The sequence below is a fragment of the Desulfuromusa ferrireducens genome (assembly GCF_055389805.1).
Map to the genome: position 1 here is coordinate 1,414,725 of NZ_AP042415.1, position 16,265 is coordinate 1,430,989.

Sequence of the window (16,265 nt, forward strand, 5' to 3'; positions counted from 1 at the left end):
CCCGGGTTTGGAGCGCGAACCTCTATTACCATCCTCCACTATCGTTCCTGTGAACCCACGTATGAAATACCTGCCCTGTATCGCGCAGGTATAGGAACGTGTGGTTTCATTCTGCCTGCGATTCCCGTTTAAAGAAGCGAACATAGGCTTTATGGGTTGCTGTGCGCTGGTTGTCGATTTTGTATTCAATTCCGGCAGTCCTCAGGGGCACGCGCAAACGTTCGAGAGCGTTCCGGAAGCCACGGGAAGTGGGGAACGGGTCTTTTGGTCCGGGCTCCGCAATTCTGCGTAACGTTCCGACCACCTCCTTAAAGGTCCCTTCAGGATAATTCCCGTTTGCGCAGGCTTCCTGAATTGCTCCGTACAGTAGGTTGCCGTCGGCGAGTTCCAACTGTTGCGAGCGCTGATTTTTGACTAATTCGGCCAAGTACTGCTCTCCGGCATCTGCTGCATTTGCTTCAGCGATTGCAGCCCCTAATCGGGCAAACTCTGACATCCGGGGTAAGCGCGCGGGGCGATAGTTCGGCAACAGGGCCAGCCCTCTGGCCAGCATGGAGAGCAAGCCCCCAAGAATCCCGGGTCTTGCAAGGGTGAATGCGGTGTCAAGTTCGTCATCGGTCAAGCGGGTATCATCCGCGATTCGCTCAAGTTGGACCCTCAGGGTTCGTTCCATGAAGTCGGGCCGCTCGGATAGATTGCTGATGCTGGTGAAGCACAGCGAGATGTCGGCGTGCAGGGTTATCAGCTGGCTATCGGTGTGCAGTTTGCGCCGTTGCGGCACGGCCCCGGTAATGACTCCGCTGAGGGTGTCAGCAACCTCAGGCGGAAGGGCTGAAAGGTTGTCCAGGGCTAGAAAGGCAGTGCGGGTCAGCAGCAGGTCAAGGTCGTCCGGTTTTCTTGGGACCAAAGTCAGGGCCGGGGTCCCGGGGTCAAGGAGCATCTTGAAAAACCGGGCGGCAGTCGATTTGCCCGAGCCTTGTGGACCGGTAATCACAAGTGCCGGTCGGGCGATTGCCGGGACCATGCAGGCGGCCAAGGTTGCCAAGACCAGCGGCCTGTCAGCGGCCGGGACATTGACGAATTCGAAAAGGCGGGTCGCATCTCCCGGGTTAAGCGGCTCCGGGTGCGGGCGCTTGTGGGGCCACGGGTTGAACATGCCCGGCCGGGTGGCTTCCAGCTGCCAATTGCCGGCACTTATCTTGACGACCCGCTTCGGGTCCAGCTCATAGTAGAGAGCATCTCCACGTCTGACCGCCCGGTTGGCCATTTCAACAACTTCTCCTTCCAAGCGCGCGCGGCGCGACAAAATCGCAACGGCGGCAGACAGCGAATCCTTGCTCATGGTTTTTTTCTTCCCGGTGGCTTGGTAAAACATGTCCGAGGCGGTCTCGACCAACCGCTGGTTTTTGCTCTCAAGCGGATAGAGCTCATCCTCCAGCTTGATATAGGTCCCCCCGTGCGGGTCAATAAACAGCGGACAGGGCTGCAGAAGTTTCAGCAGCTGGATTGCTCCAGCCCCGTTGTTCGCTGTCGCTGCGGAGGGTTTTTCCGGCCTGCCAGTAGCAGGTTGCAAGGCAGGGGTTTGCCAAGGTTCAGCGCTGGTATCGGTCAACTGCAGGAATTCGGTTCGTACGCGGTCCGGCGTGCAAGTGGTATCAGGCATGGGTGCCTCCTTCGCGTTGCATATCTATCCAGTCAAGCAGGTCCCCTTTTTCGGGGAGACCGGGCAAGCGCAAAACCTTGACGGAGGTAGCAGCAGGGGCAAGGGCTGTGGCAACAGTTGCGGCGTATTCTTCCCCGGAGGGGTCGTTGTCGGGCAGGATGACGACCTCCCGGCCGCTGAACAGATGATTGAAGGCTTCCGGCCAACGACTCTTGGCTCCGCTATCGGTGCAGACCGCCAGCAGGTCCCAACTGTGCAGGGCGTCGACTTTACTTTCTCCTTCCGCGATAAAGACCCGTTCATCGGGTGGTGCGCAGGCCAGCTGATGCAGGCCATAGAGCAGGGCGGAGCTGGTCCCGCGACCGGAGGCGGTGTTACCGTCCGGTAGATAATGGGCGAAGGCAAACTCCTTGCTGCGTCCGTTCCGGCCCGGTTCGATGCGTCGTTTCAGGTAGCAGGGCGTTCCTGCAGCATCCAAATAGCGGTAGGTCGCCACGGTTTTGCCCTTGCGCGGAGCTGTTTTATTGTCCGGGGGTGGTTGCTGGCCCATTATGCTGGTCTGTGTCTGTCCGGGGCTGAAGGACAGCGAAATCCCGCAACGGTTTTCGAGCTCCTTCAGTGCGTTCGGAAAGTCCCCCCCGTGTACGGCCATGAACAGGTCAAAGATGCTCCCGGAGGCTCCGCAGGCTTTGCAGTTCCATAGGCCTGACTTGGTGTTGATTGAGCAAGAAGGATTTTTATCCCCATGCTCCGGGCAGCGGACCATAGCCTGATTCTCTCCGGCCCGGAGGCAGGGGTCGAAGAGGGAGTTGACCAGCCCTGCAATATCCAGGCGTTCCAAGACGGCAGTTTTGCGGTCCATCAGCGGTCTCCCATTTGACTGTTGCGGAGAACTTTTTTAGATTCCATCACGGTAGCCAGCTCAGACAGCTTAAAGCGCCGCAGCTTGCCGAATTTGTAAGAGGGAATGGCGCGGGACAGGGCCAGCTTGTAGACCGTGTTGGTCGGTAGCGCCAAAAAGGCAGCGGCCTTTTCTACACCAATATAGGGTTCCGGGGCGGGGGTGGTTGTGCTGGTGAGTTGCTGAATTTCGGTCTTCATGGACTTTCCCTTCCATTGCAAGAGTTGAAAACGGATGACTTGCTTTCGTGGCTTGAACGATAGTTAGGAAATTTATTGTGTGCACCTGATATAAAATCAGGCTGGCAAATTATCTGCCAGCCTGCATGGTTACGAGGTTTATTAGTGTTTTTGGGGTTTTATTTAATATCAGCAGGTTTTTTAAGTAGTTGGCGAATAATGCCATGGCTGGGGTGCATGCCTATACATGCATAGATGGGGTCAACTTCAGTTTTGTCAGCTGTGCCAAGCTTAGGGCGGCGTTTATGAGCAATGGTAAAGGCGTCGATCATGTGCACCGCGAGGACCTGGTCGTGGTGAGCGATTTTCCCCTTTGGTCGACCCAGTCCTTTGTTGCCTTCGCTGTCAACTTGAGGCAGGCTTTTTAGGGCAAAGAAGCACAGAACATCCATGTCCGTAAGCTTAGTTGAGAATGAATCCGAATGCATTTCGTGCACAAGGTGCCAATAATCAAGGTCATCATGGTCAACTTTGGTCATCGCTGCACGGTGCAGGGCTTCCCGTGAATCCGGGGATAATGAACATAGCTTGTCACGGAGAGCACTGAGGTCATTCTTTATGCTGGTGATTTCCCTTGCCGCTTGAAGAGGGTTGTGCGGGTTTTTTTTAAACGACTTGTATAATTCAACCCCGGTAAAAACAGCAATGATTGCTCGGCGGCGGTCTTCTTCCTCAGCGGCAGAAAAGAAATTCTCAACGGCCTCCCGATGTGCTGGGGTCGCTGCGGCCACAACGTAGGCAGGAATCCAATCTGTTCTCATTTTTTTCCTTTTAAATTAAATCGGTAATGGGTCAGTTGCTTTACCCTTCAGCAGTTTGCTGGTCTGTATTTATGCGTTTTTACTGTCAGCTGTCTATTGATAAATTACGGGCAGAAAACTGCTTTGCCATATAGAATGTGAATTTTGTTACTTCTAGCGCTTTGTTATGCTCCTGTCAGTGTGTCGATTTTTCTCGCTTGCATCGTCTTGATATTGAGGGAAGAGATGTTTTTAGGTTTTTTCTTGTCAACAGCCTAGATAGGGATATAATAAAGCAATGCTTGAAAGGTATGAGAAGTTGTTGACAATCAGCCGGTTAGGTGTTAGTGGTTCATGCCGAGTACAGCTTCAGACATTTACAAGGGGGAATACATGGATTACGAAGCCCTGAGCAAAGCTGCTGTGAGCATTTTGTCACAGTCAGAGGATATTGGGGAGAAGCTTGCCAGTAAGTTTGACGAACTCCAAACAACTTACGAAGCAGAAATGGACCAGATTAAACCTTCTGGTGAGCAAATGAAGCAAGCCTTCAATCTGTAGTGCAAATAAAAATAGTTTTAGCAAAAAGAGAGAACTTTGTTCTCTCTTTTTTTATGTCAAATGGGGGGGGTCTTTGAAACTAAATCCTTACACTGTAATTAGATTTGATGAGACAAGTTTTCACACACTTTTTTCAGACGGCAGGGATAAAAGCCTACATTCTAAAAAAACACAAGTAATATATCTTTGTGACTATCTAAAAAACAAAGGTGCAAAAACTATTGTAATAGAAAATGAGTATATTGACAGGTCTTATCTTGAGGACTATTCATCATACTATTCAAGATGTTTCAATGCATACGAAAAGAAATGTAGGCGACTTCACTTTTTTAAAGATTACAATCCTCTTCCCGGGTTCTCGGAAGAAGAGTTCCGTCAATGGATGTTTGGCAATGATGGGATTTTAACTAGTTCTCGCCTGCAAGATAATTACTTAGGGTTCGTTGTTGTGAAGCCTCTTCCCGAGACTGTTATCGGAAGGACCTGTCTTGAGGCTTATCCAGAAACTTCTGAGGGAAAGACAAGGTTTTTTCCAGTTTTAAAAACCTACGAGGCGGGTCTGTGTGGATTAAGACTTAAAGTAAGAAGAACCCTGCCCTTTCAAGAGCAAGACAAAATCACATCCGCTTGTGCTACGAGTGCCTTATGGTCACTCTTTCATGCCTCCTCGATAAATGGCAGGCTCATAAAATCACCTAGTAGCATTACCAAAATTGCAACCAGCAGCAATTTTTCTAGCATAAATGATTTGCCCACTCCAGGACTGACACCTGAAATGATGGGCGTCGCACTATTGTCGGAAGGTCTTGAGCCATTAGTAATTAACCTGACGGGCAGTTCAAATGCTGATAGTCATGAACCGCTAATCAAGGCTAAGTCATATATATACCCCTACCTAAAAAACAAAATACCAGTATTGCTGGCGGTAGATGCACTTAAGAAGGAAGGGAAATATGTACACAAGGGCAGGCATGCGGTTGCTGTTTGTGGCTATTCACTGCAGAAAGACTTGGATGTTTCTGGTCGGCAGATAAGTGATTTTGTTCTCAAGTCCGAGTTTGTGGATAAAATTTATGTCCATGATGACCAGGTTGGCCCATTCGCTAGGTTGGATATTGTTAATAGCGCGGTTGAAGTTGATTTGTCAAAAAGTAAGGACTTCAAACAAGAGAGCCTCGCTTCATATCTTCGCTGTAATGTGGCAGGACAAGACAATCCATACATTTATTCTCCAACCAACGTAATAATTGGGCTCTATCACAAGATAAGGATTTCGTTCTTATTGATTGAAGAGTGTGCTGCTAAATTCTCTTATTTCCTCTACGAGTCTGCCTCTAGGGAGGCTTACACAAAGGACTTAATCTATACAGAAGAAAAACCTTTGATATGGGATATGTTTTTAACTACACCAACTGAAATCAAGGAAGAAGTATATAGGGACAATCTGATTCCGGCTGACAGAAAACAACATATTTTGGGTTTGAATTTACCTAGGTACATGTGGAGGGTTAGCGCAAGCAATTCTAATAGCATTCTTTTCGATTTACTTTTTGACGCAACGGATATTCCTCAGGGCACCATATTTCTTGACATGATTGAGAGAGACGCTGGATTCCGCAGTTTTATAGATTTAATATGTCCTAACCTTGATGCTATACCCGTAGACATTAAAAAAGACAAGTATGGAACGTTATATAAGGTCTTAGAGAAGCTTTGTACTAGGTGGAGTGATTCGAAACCCGGCTTGGCTGAAAAGTATGGCTTCCCGAGGCCTCCGTTACGGTTGAAGCCCGAAGAGTGTAACGGCCTTGGGGAAGTGGAAAAGCATCCTTGCTTAATAGCAGTAGATGAGCGTGATGATGAGCTTAATCTGGAAACAGAAAATTATATCTGGGCGATTTCCGAGTCTGGCGACATACGGATGGCGATAGACTGTGGGGGGCATGGTCACCCTACTTTAGTAGAGGGGGCGTATGCGCGGATTTGTGGTGAGCTCCGCTTTGAAAATGGAGCACACGTCCTTAATAATGCATCAGGGAGATACTCAAAGCATAATCCTTCTGGTTGCGGCGAATTCCTTGAGAACGCAAAGTCACTTTTTGAAAGCAGAATTCCCTCTCTCCGCATAGCTCGTTGTGAGGAGAGCCCCTACCATGGGACTCTCTCAATTACTGGTTCCGAGGATTTTATGCGGATAGCCACTGATGCTCTAGTGGGAAGCGAGGAAGATGAGGCTTTTAAGGTTTTATGGGAAATTGGGAGGCGTACCCCAGAGCTTAGAGTGTTGTTCTGTAAGAATATTACAGGGGACCAACCTCTCGAAGTGGACGCTCTGGAGCAGGTGAGAAAGCTTTGTTATCCAGAGGGGTGTAGGGGCTGTTCTTTTGTTTGAAGACAGTTTGGGCAGCCAGCGATTTAGCCAGCTTCACCTGTTGAGGTTGGTGGTTTGGGTGGCGAATTCAATGGTGCTGCGAGCCGTGGGCGATTCAATGGTGCTGCGGGCCGTGGGCGATTCAATCAGTACAATCCCTTGTCGGGAATGCAGTACCGAACTCCACCTTTGGGATTTTCCATGTCGCCACGATATCTTGGTATCACGTGGCAATGGAAGTGCATCACCGACTGACCGGCAGCGCTCCCGCAATTCATTCCGATGTTGTAGCCATCAGGTGAATATTCCTCTTCGACCAATTGCTTGACCTGTCCAATCAGGTCAGTCAGTTCGAGCTTTTCCGCCTCTGAAGGCTCAAAATAATCTTCCCTGAGTGCCTTGGTACTTATCAGGCAATGTCCCGGCGAGACGGGGAATCCGTCTTTGATGACAAAAAACAGGTCTGTTTCTAGGATTCTGCTTTCTAGGGGTATCTCAAGGAAATTTTTCATCGGGTTCCACCGTTGTTAAGTACTGTAATCAGTCTGCCGTAAAATGGGTCGGATTCAGGGTTGTAGGATGGTGTGCCACGCCAATAGTAGCCCCCAAGAATCGATTTCACCCGGTCGTAATGCTGCTCAAGGGCGCGGCCTCTTGCCGAGGGCCGCAATGATTTTTTTCTTCCACGGATGATTGCTGCCGATAATGTTTTCATTTCTTGCAATCAGCTTTTCGATGAAATGTTTCCCGACCAGCTGGTCCGACTTGTGCTCATTGCAGAAGCTATGCGCAAGGACCAAATTCCAAATATCATCATGCTGAATAACCTGCCTTGGTAAAACGTGGTCAACATGGATGTCAGATGGCTCAAGCACCTCGCCGCAGTAGAAGCAGGCATTTCCTTGGTAGCCCTGCAGGAAGGGAATGTTGCTGGTGATGTTTTTGCGTTTATAGCCATTTTCAATATAGATCAGCCTCAGGTCGTTTGCGAGACTGTAGTTGCCCTGCCGGAGAGAGAATGTTCCTTCAAGCAGCCCCCAGCGGGCGTCAAGTTCTGCTTCCAGCTCTACTCGTCCGGACTCGGCTATTGCGAGCAGTTCGTCGGTAAGCTCCAGCTGCTTGCCAAAATCAACGCGGTAAAACATTCCTTGGAAAGATTCGTTCGAACCAAGATTATGGAAGCGGTGGATAACGTGCCCAAAGGCAGAGGAACCAACTTCTGACACGGCCTGCCCATAATCGAGGCGACCGGTGTTGAGGGCGTTGACAATCTGTTCCATTTTGGTTTGCCGGGAAGGAACGGATTATTGAGGCATGGCATCTTCAGCACTCAAGCGTTGCTGATAATGTTGAAAGAACACCCGGGAGAGCTTTTCCCATGGGACGCTGGTTTATCCCTCGGCGCATAAGTCGAGCAGAGTCTTACCGAGGGCGATTTTGTAGGTCGCTTGGTTGAGGCCATAGAGGACCAGTGCTTTCCAGTAATCTTTTCCTGTAAAACGCTGCATGGTTTCTGCAGTCCTTCCGTGTGCCAGCCTAAGGTGTTAGATAATTTGCGCAACAATGATGACGATGACAACTACCACGGCGATAGCTGACCAGCCAACGAGATTGTCTTTTACGTGCTCGCTTTTTGACTTTGCAATACTCCCTGCCGTTTGGGTAGGAGTGACTTCGCTTTGACAGTGTCGGCACTTTGAGGCTTCGGATTTTATTATTTCGGCACAGTGGGGGCATGTTCTGCTGTTGGCTGATATTTCTTTTGGCGAGCCAAATCTGCGGGCTGGTTTTCCACAGGTAGTACAGCGCCATCCGCCAACTTTGACAGCAACTAAAATCCACACAATCAGCCAAAGTCCAGCAGTGATGAGCGACAGCAGTAAGTGGAGGACATGGCTTGTCCCCGGCCTGGTGACCAGTACATTGCTATTACATTTCTGACAAAAACCCGATGCTCTTTCGTCGGTTGCCATATCCCCCCCCCTTTGTTGGTTATTTCAGATGGTAGCGTAATTATCCCTGTTGGTTCTCTTCTCTGTCCATTGTGGACACTATAGTAACGAAAACAGCAAACAATAAGCATACAGATTAGCATGGTACTTAGCTGTCGGCTCTGAGATTGCTATTTAAAATCACATCAACCTTCAGGTCGGTGGGCATGCCCGGCAGTTGTCCGGGTCCTTGCTTCGGCGATGGTATGCGGGTACGCGGAGGCGTGACTTGTTGCTAGTGAAAATCATTTTCATTCGTTTCGCTTTTTGACGCAGCAGGTTAGTCCTTTGCTCACTGTAGGGTCCTCTTGTTCGTGCTCGTGTAGTAGTCCGTGCCAGTGTAGTAGTCCGTGCCAGTGTAGTAGTCCGTGCCAGTGTAGTAGTTCGTGCCAGTGTAGTAGTTTATGCTTGGTGTGCTTGGTGTGCTTGGTGTGCTTGGTGTGCTCGGTGTGCTCGGTGTGCTCGGTGTGCTCGGTGTGGATTAGTTATTAGTGTAGTTGCTGTGTGAATACTATTTTATATTATGCTATTGCTTTGTGAAATCTTACATAGGAGTGGTGTTTGTTTATGGAAAATTTTATAGTCACTGAAAGAGGATCTAGTTTTGGTCCAGATGGATTAATTGAGGCTAAAGACATTGATGAGGCAAGAAGAGTTTATGCAAAAAAGTATGGAATTTATGACGATGGGTTTTTATATCAAATGTATAGAAATATGCTGAAATTAAACTTTGCTGAGAGATTTTTGCTTACTAGGAGTTGCAGGGATGAGTACGATAATATGCTAACCACTTTCGAAGAAAAAGAAAGAATAGATAGGAATATAGACGACTATTTTGCTGGGAATAAAAGGTTTTCAAATATATATAAAAAGCATTATTGGGCAGATACAATTACTTTTGAGGAATGGAAAAAAAATGAAACCTTTCCAGAGGAAATGCTCATTTATATATATATAAAAGCTTTTTTTCTCAAAGTAGATATTCAAGACTTGGATTGTGTTCCTGGTCTATGACTTTTTTACTCTTCTTCTCTCTTTGGGTTTAATAGAAATTGAAATGACCATTGGTGTCCTTTGGTTGTTGATGGTCTCCATTATTTGGTTGTGATTTTGGCTAGTTATGACCTTGTGACCTTTGTGCCCTTGCACTGTTTTGTATATAAAAAAAGAGGTGAATGAGTTATGGGACTGTCAAGTGATTGTCATGTGGCTATCCGAAAAGCAGTCAAATAGTCGCAAGTGTATAAACAGAACTCAGGCGTAAGTCCCTAGCTTTTCAGGATAACGAAAAACAATAAACTCAATAGGCACAGATATTATGGACTACGGATCAGAAGGCCGGGAGTTCGAATCTCTCGTGGCGCACCAATAAAATTAACGGGTTACAGGCTTTTGCTTGTAACCCGTTTTTCGTTTCAACTGCTGTGTGGTCCCTGCGCGGTACTCTGTTCTCACCAGTGCAACTCCAACAACATGGCATGGCACTCTAAATGCGTCCTGACAGGAACAACTTCTTGCCAGAGACTAACTTGTTTCTTGTGATTGGTAGGAAACTTCCTGCGGGTTCATGAGGTAATGTCCCTCATTGCCAAATCAGCGATGGGAGTAAATAGAAAAATATTAACATCAGGGGGGCTCCCTTAGTTTGAGTCCGATTGTGCCACTTTCATTACACGACATCTCTTCACTCCGTTGATATTGGGTCAGTAGTTGACAGCCGATAGAAGCCATATACTATTTTTGATAGTGCCCCCACCACTATAGCTGCTGCGGTGAACTAACCCTCGCCGAAACCTGATCGCCACGATCCCCAATTTTTATCTCCATGAAGGAAAAGGAGTTTTGTGTGACTCAGACTCTGATCAAAAAAACGAAACTGGCTGATCTCATCAGTTTTCTCGCTTCGCGCCAGAAGGTGGTCGGTCCGGTTGCCCTTGGACACAACCAGTATAAATTTGCCGAGGTCAGCTCGCTGGACGAGATGGCGCTCGACTACATTCCGACCATCCTGCCGCCGAAGAAATATTTCATGCCGCAACATGAAACCTTGCTGCTGTACGACGTTGCCAATGGGCAACAGATGCAGGCGGTGGTTGAGGTTGAGGAGCTGGTGCTGTTTGGTGTGCATACCTGCGATCTGGCTGGCATCCAGTGTCTCAATATGGTTTTTTCCGACCGTCCCAAGGATCTTCACTACCTGCTGCGCAAAAACCATTTTACCTTGATCGGGCTGGAGTGTAACGATTACTGCGACAGTTTCGCCAACTGCGCCATGTTGCGCAATCACCTGCCGAAGGGAGGTTATGATCTGTTCCTCAGCGAACTGACTGACTGCTACCTGGTTGATATCAATACCCATAAGGGGGAGTTGCTGGTCGCAGATGCTGGATTGTTCGAGCCGGTCATGCCAGAGGCCGAGGAGCAAATGCAGGAGCTGCGCAAACGGAAGAAGCAGATTTTCCGCAGTGAAGTGCCAATTCGCTATCAGGATATTCCGCGCCTTTTCGAAGAAACCTTCGACAGCGATGTCTGGCAGCAGATTGGCGAAAAGTGCCTTTCTTGCGGCAACTGCACCAACGTCTGCCCGACCTGCTACTGCTTCGATGTCATGGACGAACCGGACCTTGACCTGACCAAGGGGCGGCGGATTCGTGTCTGGGATTCCTGTCAGCATGAAAATTTTGCCAAGATCGCCGGCGGTGAAAGTTTCCGTGAGACGCGCCTGGATCGCAAGCGGCACCGTTTCAACCGAAAATTCCACTATCCGATGGTGCGCTACAAACGGATTTTCTGTACCGGCTGCGGTCGTTGCAGTCGTACCTGTATGGCAAAAATCGATCTAAAAGAGACCATCAGTTTCTTGATGGAAGAACGGGGCTAACATGGAAACCATCACCATCAACCATTCCGGCTACCAGATCAAGCGGGGACAGATCGTCGAAGTCACTGAACTGACCGAGCGGGAGAAACTCTACCGGATTGTGTTGCCTGGTGGCGAAACCCTCGACCACGATCCGGGTCAGTTTGTCGAGGTCTCGCTGTTCGGCGTCGGTGAAGCGCCGATCTCGATCTGCTCCTCGCCGACCCTTCTCGATTCTTTTGAACTTTGTGTGCGCAAGGCCGGTCGCTTTACCGAGGCATTACATCAACTCAGAACCGGGGATGAGGTCGGTATTCGTGGCCCCTTTGGTGTCGGTTTTCCGGTCGTGCCGCTGGAAGGGAACGATATTCTGCTGATTGCCGGCGGACTGGGGATCGCCCCCTTGCGTTCGCTGATCAATTTCATCATCGACAACCGACGTGATTTCGGCAAGGTCGATATCCTGCTCGGTTGCCGCGATCCACAAAGCATGCTGTTCGGTAGTGAAATCGATTTCTGGGACAAACGGATCGACATCAACTTCTGCTGCTCGGTCGATCAGGCGGCGCCCGATTGGGAAGGGAATATCGGACTGATTACGGCGTTGATTCCTGGCGTCACTCTCGATCCGCTGAAAACTATCGCCGTCGCTTGTGGACCGCCGGTGATGTATCGCTTTGTCGTCGATGAACTATTGAATAAGGGCATCCCCGAATCACACATTTACCTTTCACTTGAACGGCATATGAAATGCGGTCTTGGCAAGTGTGGTCACTGCCAGATCCACGATGTCTATTGTTGTCAGGATGGCCCGGTCTTTAACTACCGCTGGGTGAAGAAGATAAAAGGAGCGATATGATGGGGCGACCTAAGGTTGCATTTATCGATCTCTCCTGCTGCGAGGGCTGCCAGCTGCAGGTGGCCAATCTGGGAGAGGCGCTGCTCGATGTGCTTGGGCTGGTCGAGCTAGTCGAATTTCGTGAACTGATGTCAGAAACCTGGCCAGGGCGTCTTGATGTTGCCATTGTCGAAGGAAGCGTGGTGAATGATGAGTCCGAGCAGCGATTGCGCGAGATTCGGCAGCGGAGTGATTTGCTGGTCGCCTACGGCAGTTGCGCCACCATCGGAGGCGTTAACGGGATGAAGAACCGTAAACCCTTGTCGGAAGTACAGGCGGTGGTCTATGGCGATAAAGGCGACTGGTTTCCGGCGACCAAAACCCGCGCCCTGCACCAAGTTGTCGCGGTCGATTATTTCATCCACGGTTGTCCGATCCATCCGGATGAGTTCATCAAGGTTCTTAAATCGGCGTTGGCGGGGCTGCCCTATCAGGTCCCCGATTACGCCGTCTGCGTGGAGTGCAAATTCAACGAGAACGTTTGCATGTACGATAAAGGAGTCACCTGTCTTGGTCCGGTGACCCGCGCCGGTTGCAACTCCTGGTGCGTCAACAATGGCAATGTCTGCTACGGCTGCCGGGGACTGGTCAGCAATCCGAACATGGCTGGAGCTGAGGAGGTGCTGAAAAACTATCAACTCGACGCCAACCTGATCGCCAATAAGATGATGATGTACAACGCCGCGTTGGAGAAGTGCGATGAGTAGAGACGTTTCGGTCAATGTGGAATTTCTGACCCGGGTCGAAGGGCACGGCCATATCGTCGTCGATGTGCAGAAAGGTGTGCTAAAAAAAGCCGAGCTGCAGGTTGTCGAAGCGCCGCGCTTTTTTGAAGCAATGCTGCAGGGGCGCTCGATCTTCGAGGCGCAACACATCACCTCGCGAATCTGCGGGATCTGCGCCTGTGGTCATAGCCTGGCCTCGATTCAGGCGGCCGAGAGCGCCATCGGTTTCGAGCCGAGCGAGCAGACGCTGCAATTGCGCAAATTGCTGCTGCACATGGAGAATCTCGATAGTCACGTGCTGCACATCTACTTTCTGGTCGCGCCCGATCTGGTTGGCGTGAAGAGCTTCATGGGTTTGATGAAAGATCACGCCGAGGCGGTGCGGCGCGCCCTGCGGATGAAAAAAACCTGCAATGATATCTGCGACATTCTGGTCGGCCGTCACGTACATCCGATTTCCTGCGTGGTCGGTGGCTTCACCAAGCTGCCCGACAGCAGTCAGCTGGAAAAGATCCGCACCCTGCTGCTGCAGGTGCGTGAGGATCTCGCCCCGACGGTGGCGCTGGTGGCAACGCTCAAATTTCCCGACTTTAAGCGCGAAACCGAATATGTAGCTCTGGTCAGTGATGACGATGAATATCCGCTGCTCTCGGGAGATATCGGTTCGACCGATGGCGTGCGTAAAGTAAAAGAGGAGTACCAGACGATCAGCAACGAATTTCTCGTCCCGCACTCTTCAGCCAAGCACGCCAAACTCAGTCGCGATTGCTACGCTGTTGGCGCGCTGGCGCGCTTTAACCTGAATGCCGGCAAACTGCATCCGGCCGCCCAAAAAGTTGCTGTAACCATCGGTCTTACCGCCCCCTGCCATAATCCTTTTCTTAACACCGCAGCGCAACTGGTTGAGTGTGTCCACTGCGCCGAGGAGGCGTTGCAAATCGTTGAGCAGCTTCTCGCCCGTGAGGTCAAGCAGAGCGAGGCGGTCATCGTTGGCGTCAACGAGAACCGCAGTATCCCGGTGCGGGCCGGTCGGGGCGTCGGTGCGGTCGAGGTGCCGCGTGGAATCCTTTTCCACGATTACGAGGTCGATGAGGGTGGGATTATTCGCCAGGCCAATTGCGTCATTCCGACTGGGCAGAACCTGCGGAATATTGAGGCTGACATGCATAAACTCGTGCCGGAAATCCTCGACAAGAGCGACGCAGAGATCACTCTGGCGCTGGAGATGCTGGTGCGGGCCTACGATCCCTGCATCTCCTGCTCGACCCATTTTCTGGAGGTTGATTTCGTTGGTCGCTGAAACACTGGGCAAGCTCTTTGTTGATGGATTCGATAATACCTTGTTGATCTGCCTCGGCAACAGTCTGCGCAGCGACGACGGCGTTGGCCCTTATCTGGGACAACAACTGGAAAAAATCCCTGGAGTTCTGATTGAGGATGCAGGAAATCGTTCCGAGCGTGCTCTCGATTTTGCTGATGTCTACCGACCGCAAAAGATTATTTTTCTCGATGCCGCCGATTTCGGCGGGCAGCCGGGGGATTTGCGCCTGCTCGCAAACACTGAACTTGTCGAGCGCTCCTTTAGCAGTCACCGTCTGCCGTTGTCAGCACTGATCGACTGGATCGAAACCGAACATCCGACACGCTGCCTCTGTCTCGGCATTCAGGCCGGATCCATGCAGTTTGGCGAGGAATTGACCCCGGCGGTGGCGAGAACCGCTGCGCAAATGATCGACTGGTTTGAAGATGAAGCTGGGGGGCGGTGATAGAACGTCGCTATGAGCAGGCTGTAGGGCCGATTCCGCCAGACCAATAGAAGTTGCCCACCCCGCACCCGTTAGGGCTCCTAAGGGGTGTTAGCGAGCATACCTGTTGCATCCGCCGGATCACTACTCCTAGGATGTTCGCGATGCTGTTATGACCGGATTTTTGAAATGGAGTATCGCCACAACTCCTTGAATAAACCCCAGACCTTGGTGTTGCCTCAATTATTTTCATTACGCCAAAAACAAGAAGGGCAACCGAAATGGTTGCCCTTCTTGTAAGGTTTTAAACGTTCTCGCGGAGACCCGCTATTTTTTTGTCCCTACGGTTTGCATTCTCTTGTTCGTCGCGCTGCTTGCAGCTTTTTTGGTCATGCCGACTAAGTTCATAACGGCTGGTAGAAGTTGAGCAACAACCAGCAGTGCACAAAAGCCAACAAACAACAGAACCAGAATGCCACTATTGTAAACCTTGCTGGTGTCAGCAGCCATAGCAGGGACAGACATCAGGACGAGTGACAGGGTGGTGAAAAGTGATTTTACGTTCAACATAGTATTCTCCTTGAATATAGTTTTCGGCGCATTGATGTTCGCCTTATATGTTTTAAAAGCACAGCTTACCGCCTGGTGAATCTCTTCGCGTCCAGCCTCTCCTTCGGGGGAAAGTGCATGGTAGAAGATTCCTTCTTTACGAATCCGGCGCATTAGGGTCAGCGGCATTTCGTCGCTCACTAGAATAATCGAAAGTTGTCGATTACATTTCTTCAGTAGTGGAACCAGTTTGACGAGAAGCTGCTCATCGTAGTCACCGGCAAGCACGATGACCTGAACCGTTTTGTTAAGAATCTGCTCAAGCCCATCCGCCACGGAATCGGTGGTGGTGACCTGATACGCATCGTCGCTGAAGATGCTCGCCAACTGATCTCTTTCTTCTTGGTTTTTATTTGCAATCAGTAGCCCTTGCATAGCTCCAACCTTTCTCCGCAACGATTCAGTCATTCACAAATTAGTAATGGACTTGGGTTTTGCCACTGAGCAGTCCCTTGACCATGCCGATGAACATCAGGGTTGCAGGAACCAATTGGCAAACCAGGATCAGAGCGAAGAAGCCGATGAACAGGGAGAGCAGCAATCCGTTTTCGGTGCCTGCGGTTTCGGCTGCGGCAAAAGCAGAAGTAGAAGAAACGAGCAAAACGATAAGAGCGTTACGTAGATTTTTTTTCATGGTGTCCTCCAAGTTTATTATTGAATGAAACTGTTTTGTTTCTCTGTTCTTGTCCTTCCTACATAGCAGTGACCATGCCAAGACCAAAATAAATACCGAGCATGATTGCAACCGACCATTATTGCAGGGTAAATAGTTGTGGAATCGATAGGGAAGGCTATTTGCTGTCAGGTGGATTGTATACTGAAGCCATACACTGCCACCGGGAAGATGGTCAGCACAAATCCCTCCCAGACAACGTAACTAGATAATATTAAAAGGGTTATTTCTCGTATTGATGGTGGATATTTAAAATAATCGGAATAGATATAATATTTATTTCTGTATA

At 49.9% G+C, this 16,265-nt stretch carries 17 protein-coding genes; 8 read left to right on the plus strand and 9 right to left on the minus strand.

All coding sequences use genetic code 11. From position 1 onward, the window contains the following. Positions 1–106: 106 nt before the first annotated feature. The 4 genes from ACZ5PT_RS06530 to ACZ5PT_RS06545 form a co-directional block, all read right to left on the minus strand. Positions 107–1,663, minus strand: coding sequence for a hypothetical protein (locus ACZ5PT_RS06530; protein ID WP_464266003.1), 1,557 nt, complete (start codon positions 1,661–1,663; stop codon positions 107–109). Beyond that, on the minus strand, positions 1,656–2,525 hold the full coding sequence (locus ACZ5PT_RS06535) for a CHC2 zinc finger domain-containing protein (RefSeq protein WP_464266004.1): 870 nt from the start codon (positions 2,523–2,525) through the stop codon (positions 1,656–1,658). Before ACZ5PT_RS06535 ends, ACZ5PT_RS06530 begins: the two co-directional genes overlap by 8 nt. After that, positions 2,525–2,764 (minus strand): helix-turn-helix domain-containing protein, encoded by a 240-nt coding sequence (locus ACZ5PT_RS06540; protein ID WP_464266005.1) that lies wholly within the window; start codon positions 2,762–2,764, stop codon positions 2,525–2,527. Before ACZ5PT_RS06540 ends, ACZ5PT_RS06535 begins: the two co-directional genes overlap by 1 nt. 158 nt (positions 2,765–2,922) lie before the next feature. Further along, positions 2,923–3,564, minus strand: coding sequence for a hypothetical protein (locus tag ACZ5PT_RS06545; protein WP_464266006.1), 642 nt, complete (start codon positions 3,562–3,564; stop codon positions 2,923–2,925). Positions 3,565–3,936: 372 nt separating this feature from the next. On the opposite strand from ACZ5PT_RS06545, the gene ACZ5PT_RS06550 reads away from it, so the two are divergent. Beyond that, on the plus strand, positions 3,937–4,104 hold the full coding sequence (locus ACZ5PT_RS06550) for a hypothetical protein (protein WP_464266007.1): 168 nt from the start codon (positions 3,937–3,939) through the stop codon (positions 4,102–4,104). Positions 4,105–4,177: 73 nt separating this feature from the next. Next, positions 4,178–6,496, plus strand: coding sequence for a hypothetical protein (locus ACZ5PT_RS06555; RefSeq protein ID WP_464266008.1), 2,319 nt, complete (start codon positions 4,178–4,180; stop codon positions 6,494–6,496). A gap of 125 nt (positions 6,497–6,621) precedes the next feature. Here the strand turns inward: ACZ5PT_RS06555 and ACZ5PT_RS06560 are convergent, their stop codons facing one another. The 3 genes from ACZ5PT_RS06560 to ACZ5PT_RS06570 all read right to left on the minus strand — a co-directional run bounded on the left by ACZ5PT_RS06560 (position 6,622) and on the right by ACZ5PT_RS06570 (position 8,448). After that, positions 6,622–6,987, minus strand: coding sequence for an HIT family protein (locus ACZ5PT_RS06560; RefSeq protein WP_464266009.1), 366 nt, complete (start codon positions 6,985–6,987; stop codon positions 6,622–6,624). A gap of 126 nt (positions 6,988–7,113) precedes the next feature. Beyond that, the gene (locus ACZ5PT_RS06565; RefSeq protein ID WP_464266010.1) at positions 7,114–7,755 is read right to left on the minus strand and encodes an HNH endonuclease; all 642 of its coding nucleotides are present in this window, start codon (positions 7,753–7,755) and stop codon (positions 7,114–7,116) included. A 264-nt stretch (positions 7,756–8,019) separates the two neighbouring features. After that, positions 8,020–8,448 (minus strand): hypothetical protein, encoded by a 429-nt coding sequence (locus ACZ5PT_RS06570; protein ID WP_464266011.1) that lies wholly within the window; start codon positions 8,446–8,448, stop codon positions 8,020–8,022. 585 nt (positions 8,449–9,033) lie between these two features. Here ACZ5PT_RS06570 and ACZ5PT_RS06575 point away from each other — a divergent pair. The 6 genes from ACZ5PT_RS06575 (at position 9,034) to ACZ5PT_RS06600 (ending at position 14,715) form a co-directional block, all read left to right on the plus strand. After that, positions 9,034–9,480 carry a hypothetical protein gene (locus tag ACZ5PT_RS06575; RefSeq protein ID WP_464266012.1) on the plus strand — a complete coding sequence of 149 codons (447 nt, stop codon included), beginning with the start codon at positions 9,034–9,036 and terminating at the stop codon, positions 9,478–9,480. Between the two features lie 832 nt (positions 9,481–10,312). After that, positions 10,313–11,347 (plus strand): 4Fe-4S dicluster domain-containing protein, encoded by a 1,035-nt coding sequence (locus ACZ5PT_RS06580; protein WP_464266013.1) that lies wholly within the window; start codon positions 10,313–10,315, stop codon positions 11,345–11,347. A 1-nt stretch (position 11,348) separates the two neighbouring features. Further along, on the plus strand, positions 11,349–12,185 hold the full coding sequence (locus ACZ5PT_RS06585; protein ID WP_464266014.1) for an FAD/NAD(P)-binding protein: 837 nt from the start codon (positions 11,349–11,351) through the stop codon (positions 12,183–12,185). Further along, positions 12,185–12,931, plus strand: a complete 747-nt coding sequence (locus tag ACZ5PT_RS06590; RefSeq protein ID WP_464266015.1) for an NADH-quinone oxidoreductase subunit B family protein — start codon at positions 12,185–12,187, stop codon at positions 12,929–12,931. The genes ACZ5PT_RS06585 and ACZ5PT_RS06590 overlap by 1 nt, the downstream gene beginning before the upstream one ends. Continuing rightward, positions 12,924–14,249: a Ni/Fe hydrogenase subunit alpha gene (locus ACZ5PT_RS06595; RefSeq protein WP_464266016.1), complete on the plus strand. Its 1,326-nt coding sequence runs from the start codon at positions 12,924–12,926 to the stop codon at positions 14,247–14,249. The genes ACZ5PT_RS06590 and ACZ5PT_RS06595 overlap by 8 nt, the downstream gene beginning before the upstream one ends. Then, positions 14,239–14,715, plus strand: a complete 477-nt coding sequence (locus ACZ5PT_RS06600) for a hydrogenase maturation protease (protein ID WP_464266017.1) — start codon at positions 14,239–14,241, stop codon at positions 14,713–14,715. Before ACZ5PT_RS06595 ends, ACZ5PT_RS06600 begins: the two co-directional genes overlap by 11 nt. A 306-nt stretch (positions 14,716–15,021) precedes the next feature. Here ACZ5PT_RS06600 and ACZ5PT_RS06605 read toward each other — a convergent pair whose 3' ends face one another. Continuing rightward, the gene (locus ACZ5PT_RS06605) at positions 15,022–15,678 is read right to left on the minus strand and encodes a hypothetical protein (RefSeq protein ID WP_464266018.1); all 657 of its coding nucleotides are present in this window, start codon (positions 15,676–15,678) and stop codon (positions 15,022–15,024) included. A gap of 40 nt (positions 15,679–15,718) precedes the next feature. Further along, the gene (locus ACZ5PT_RS06610) at positions 15,719–15,937 is read right to left on the minus strand and encodes a hypothetical protein (RefSeq protein ID WP_464266019.1); all 219 of its coding nucleotides are present in this window, start codon (positions 15,935–15,937) and stop codon (positions 15,719–15,721) included. Positions 15,938–16,265 lie beyond the last annotated feature (328 nt).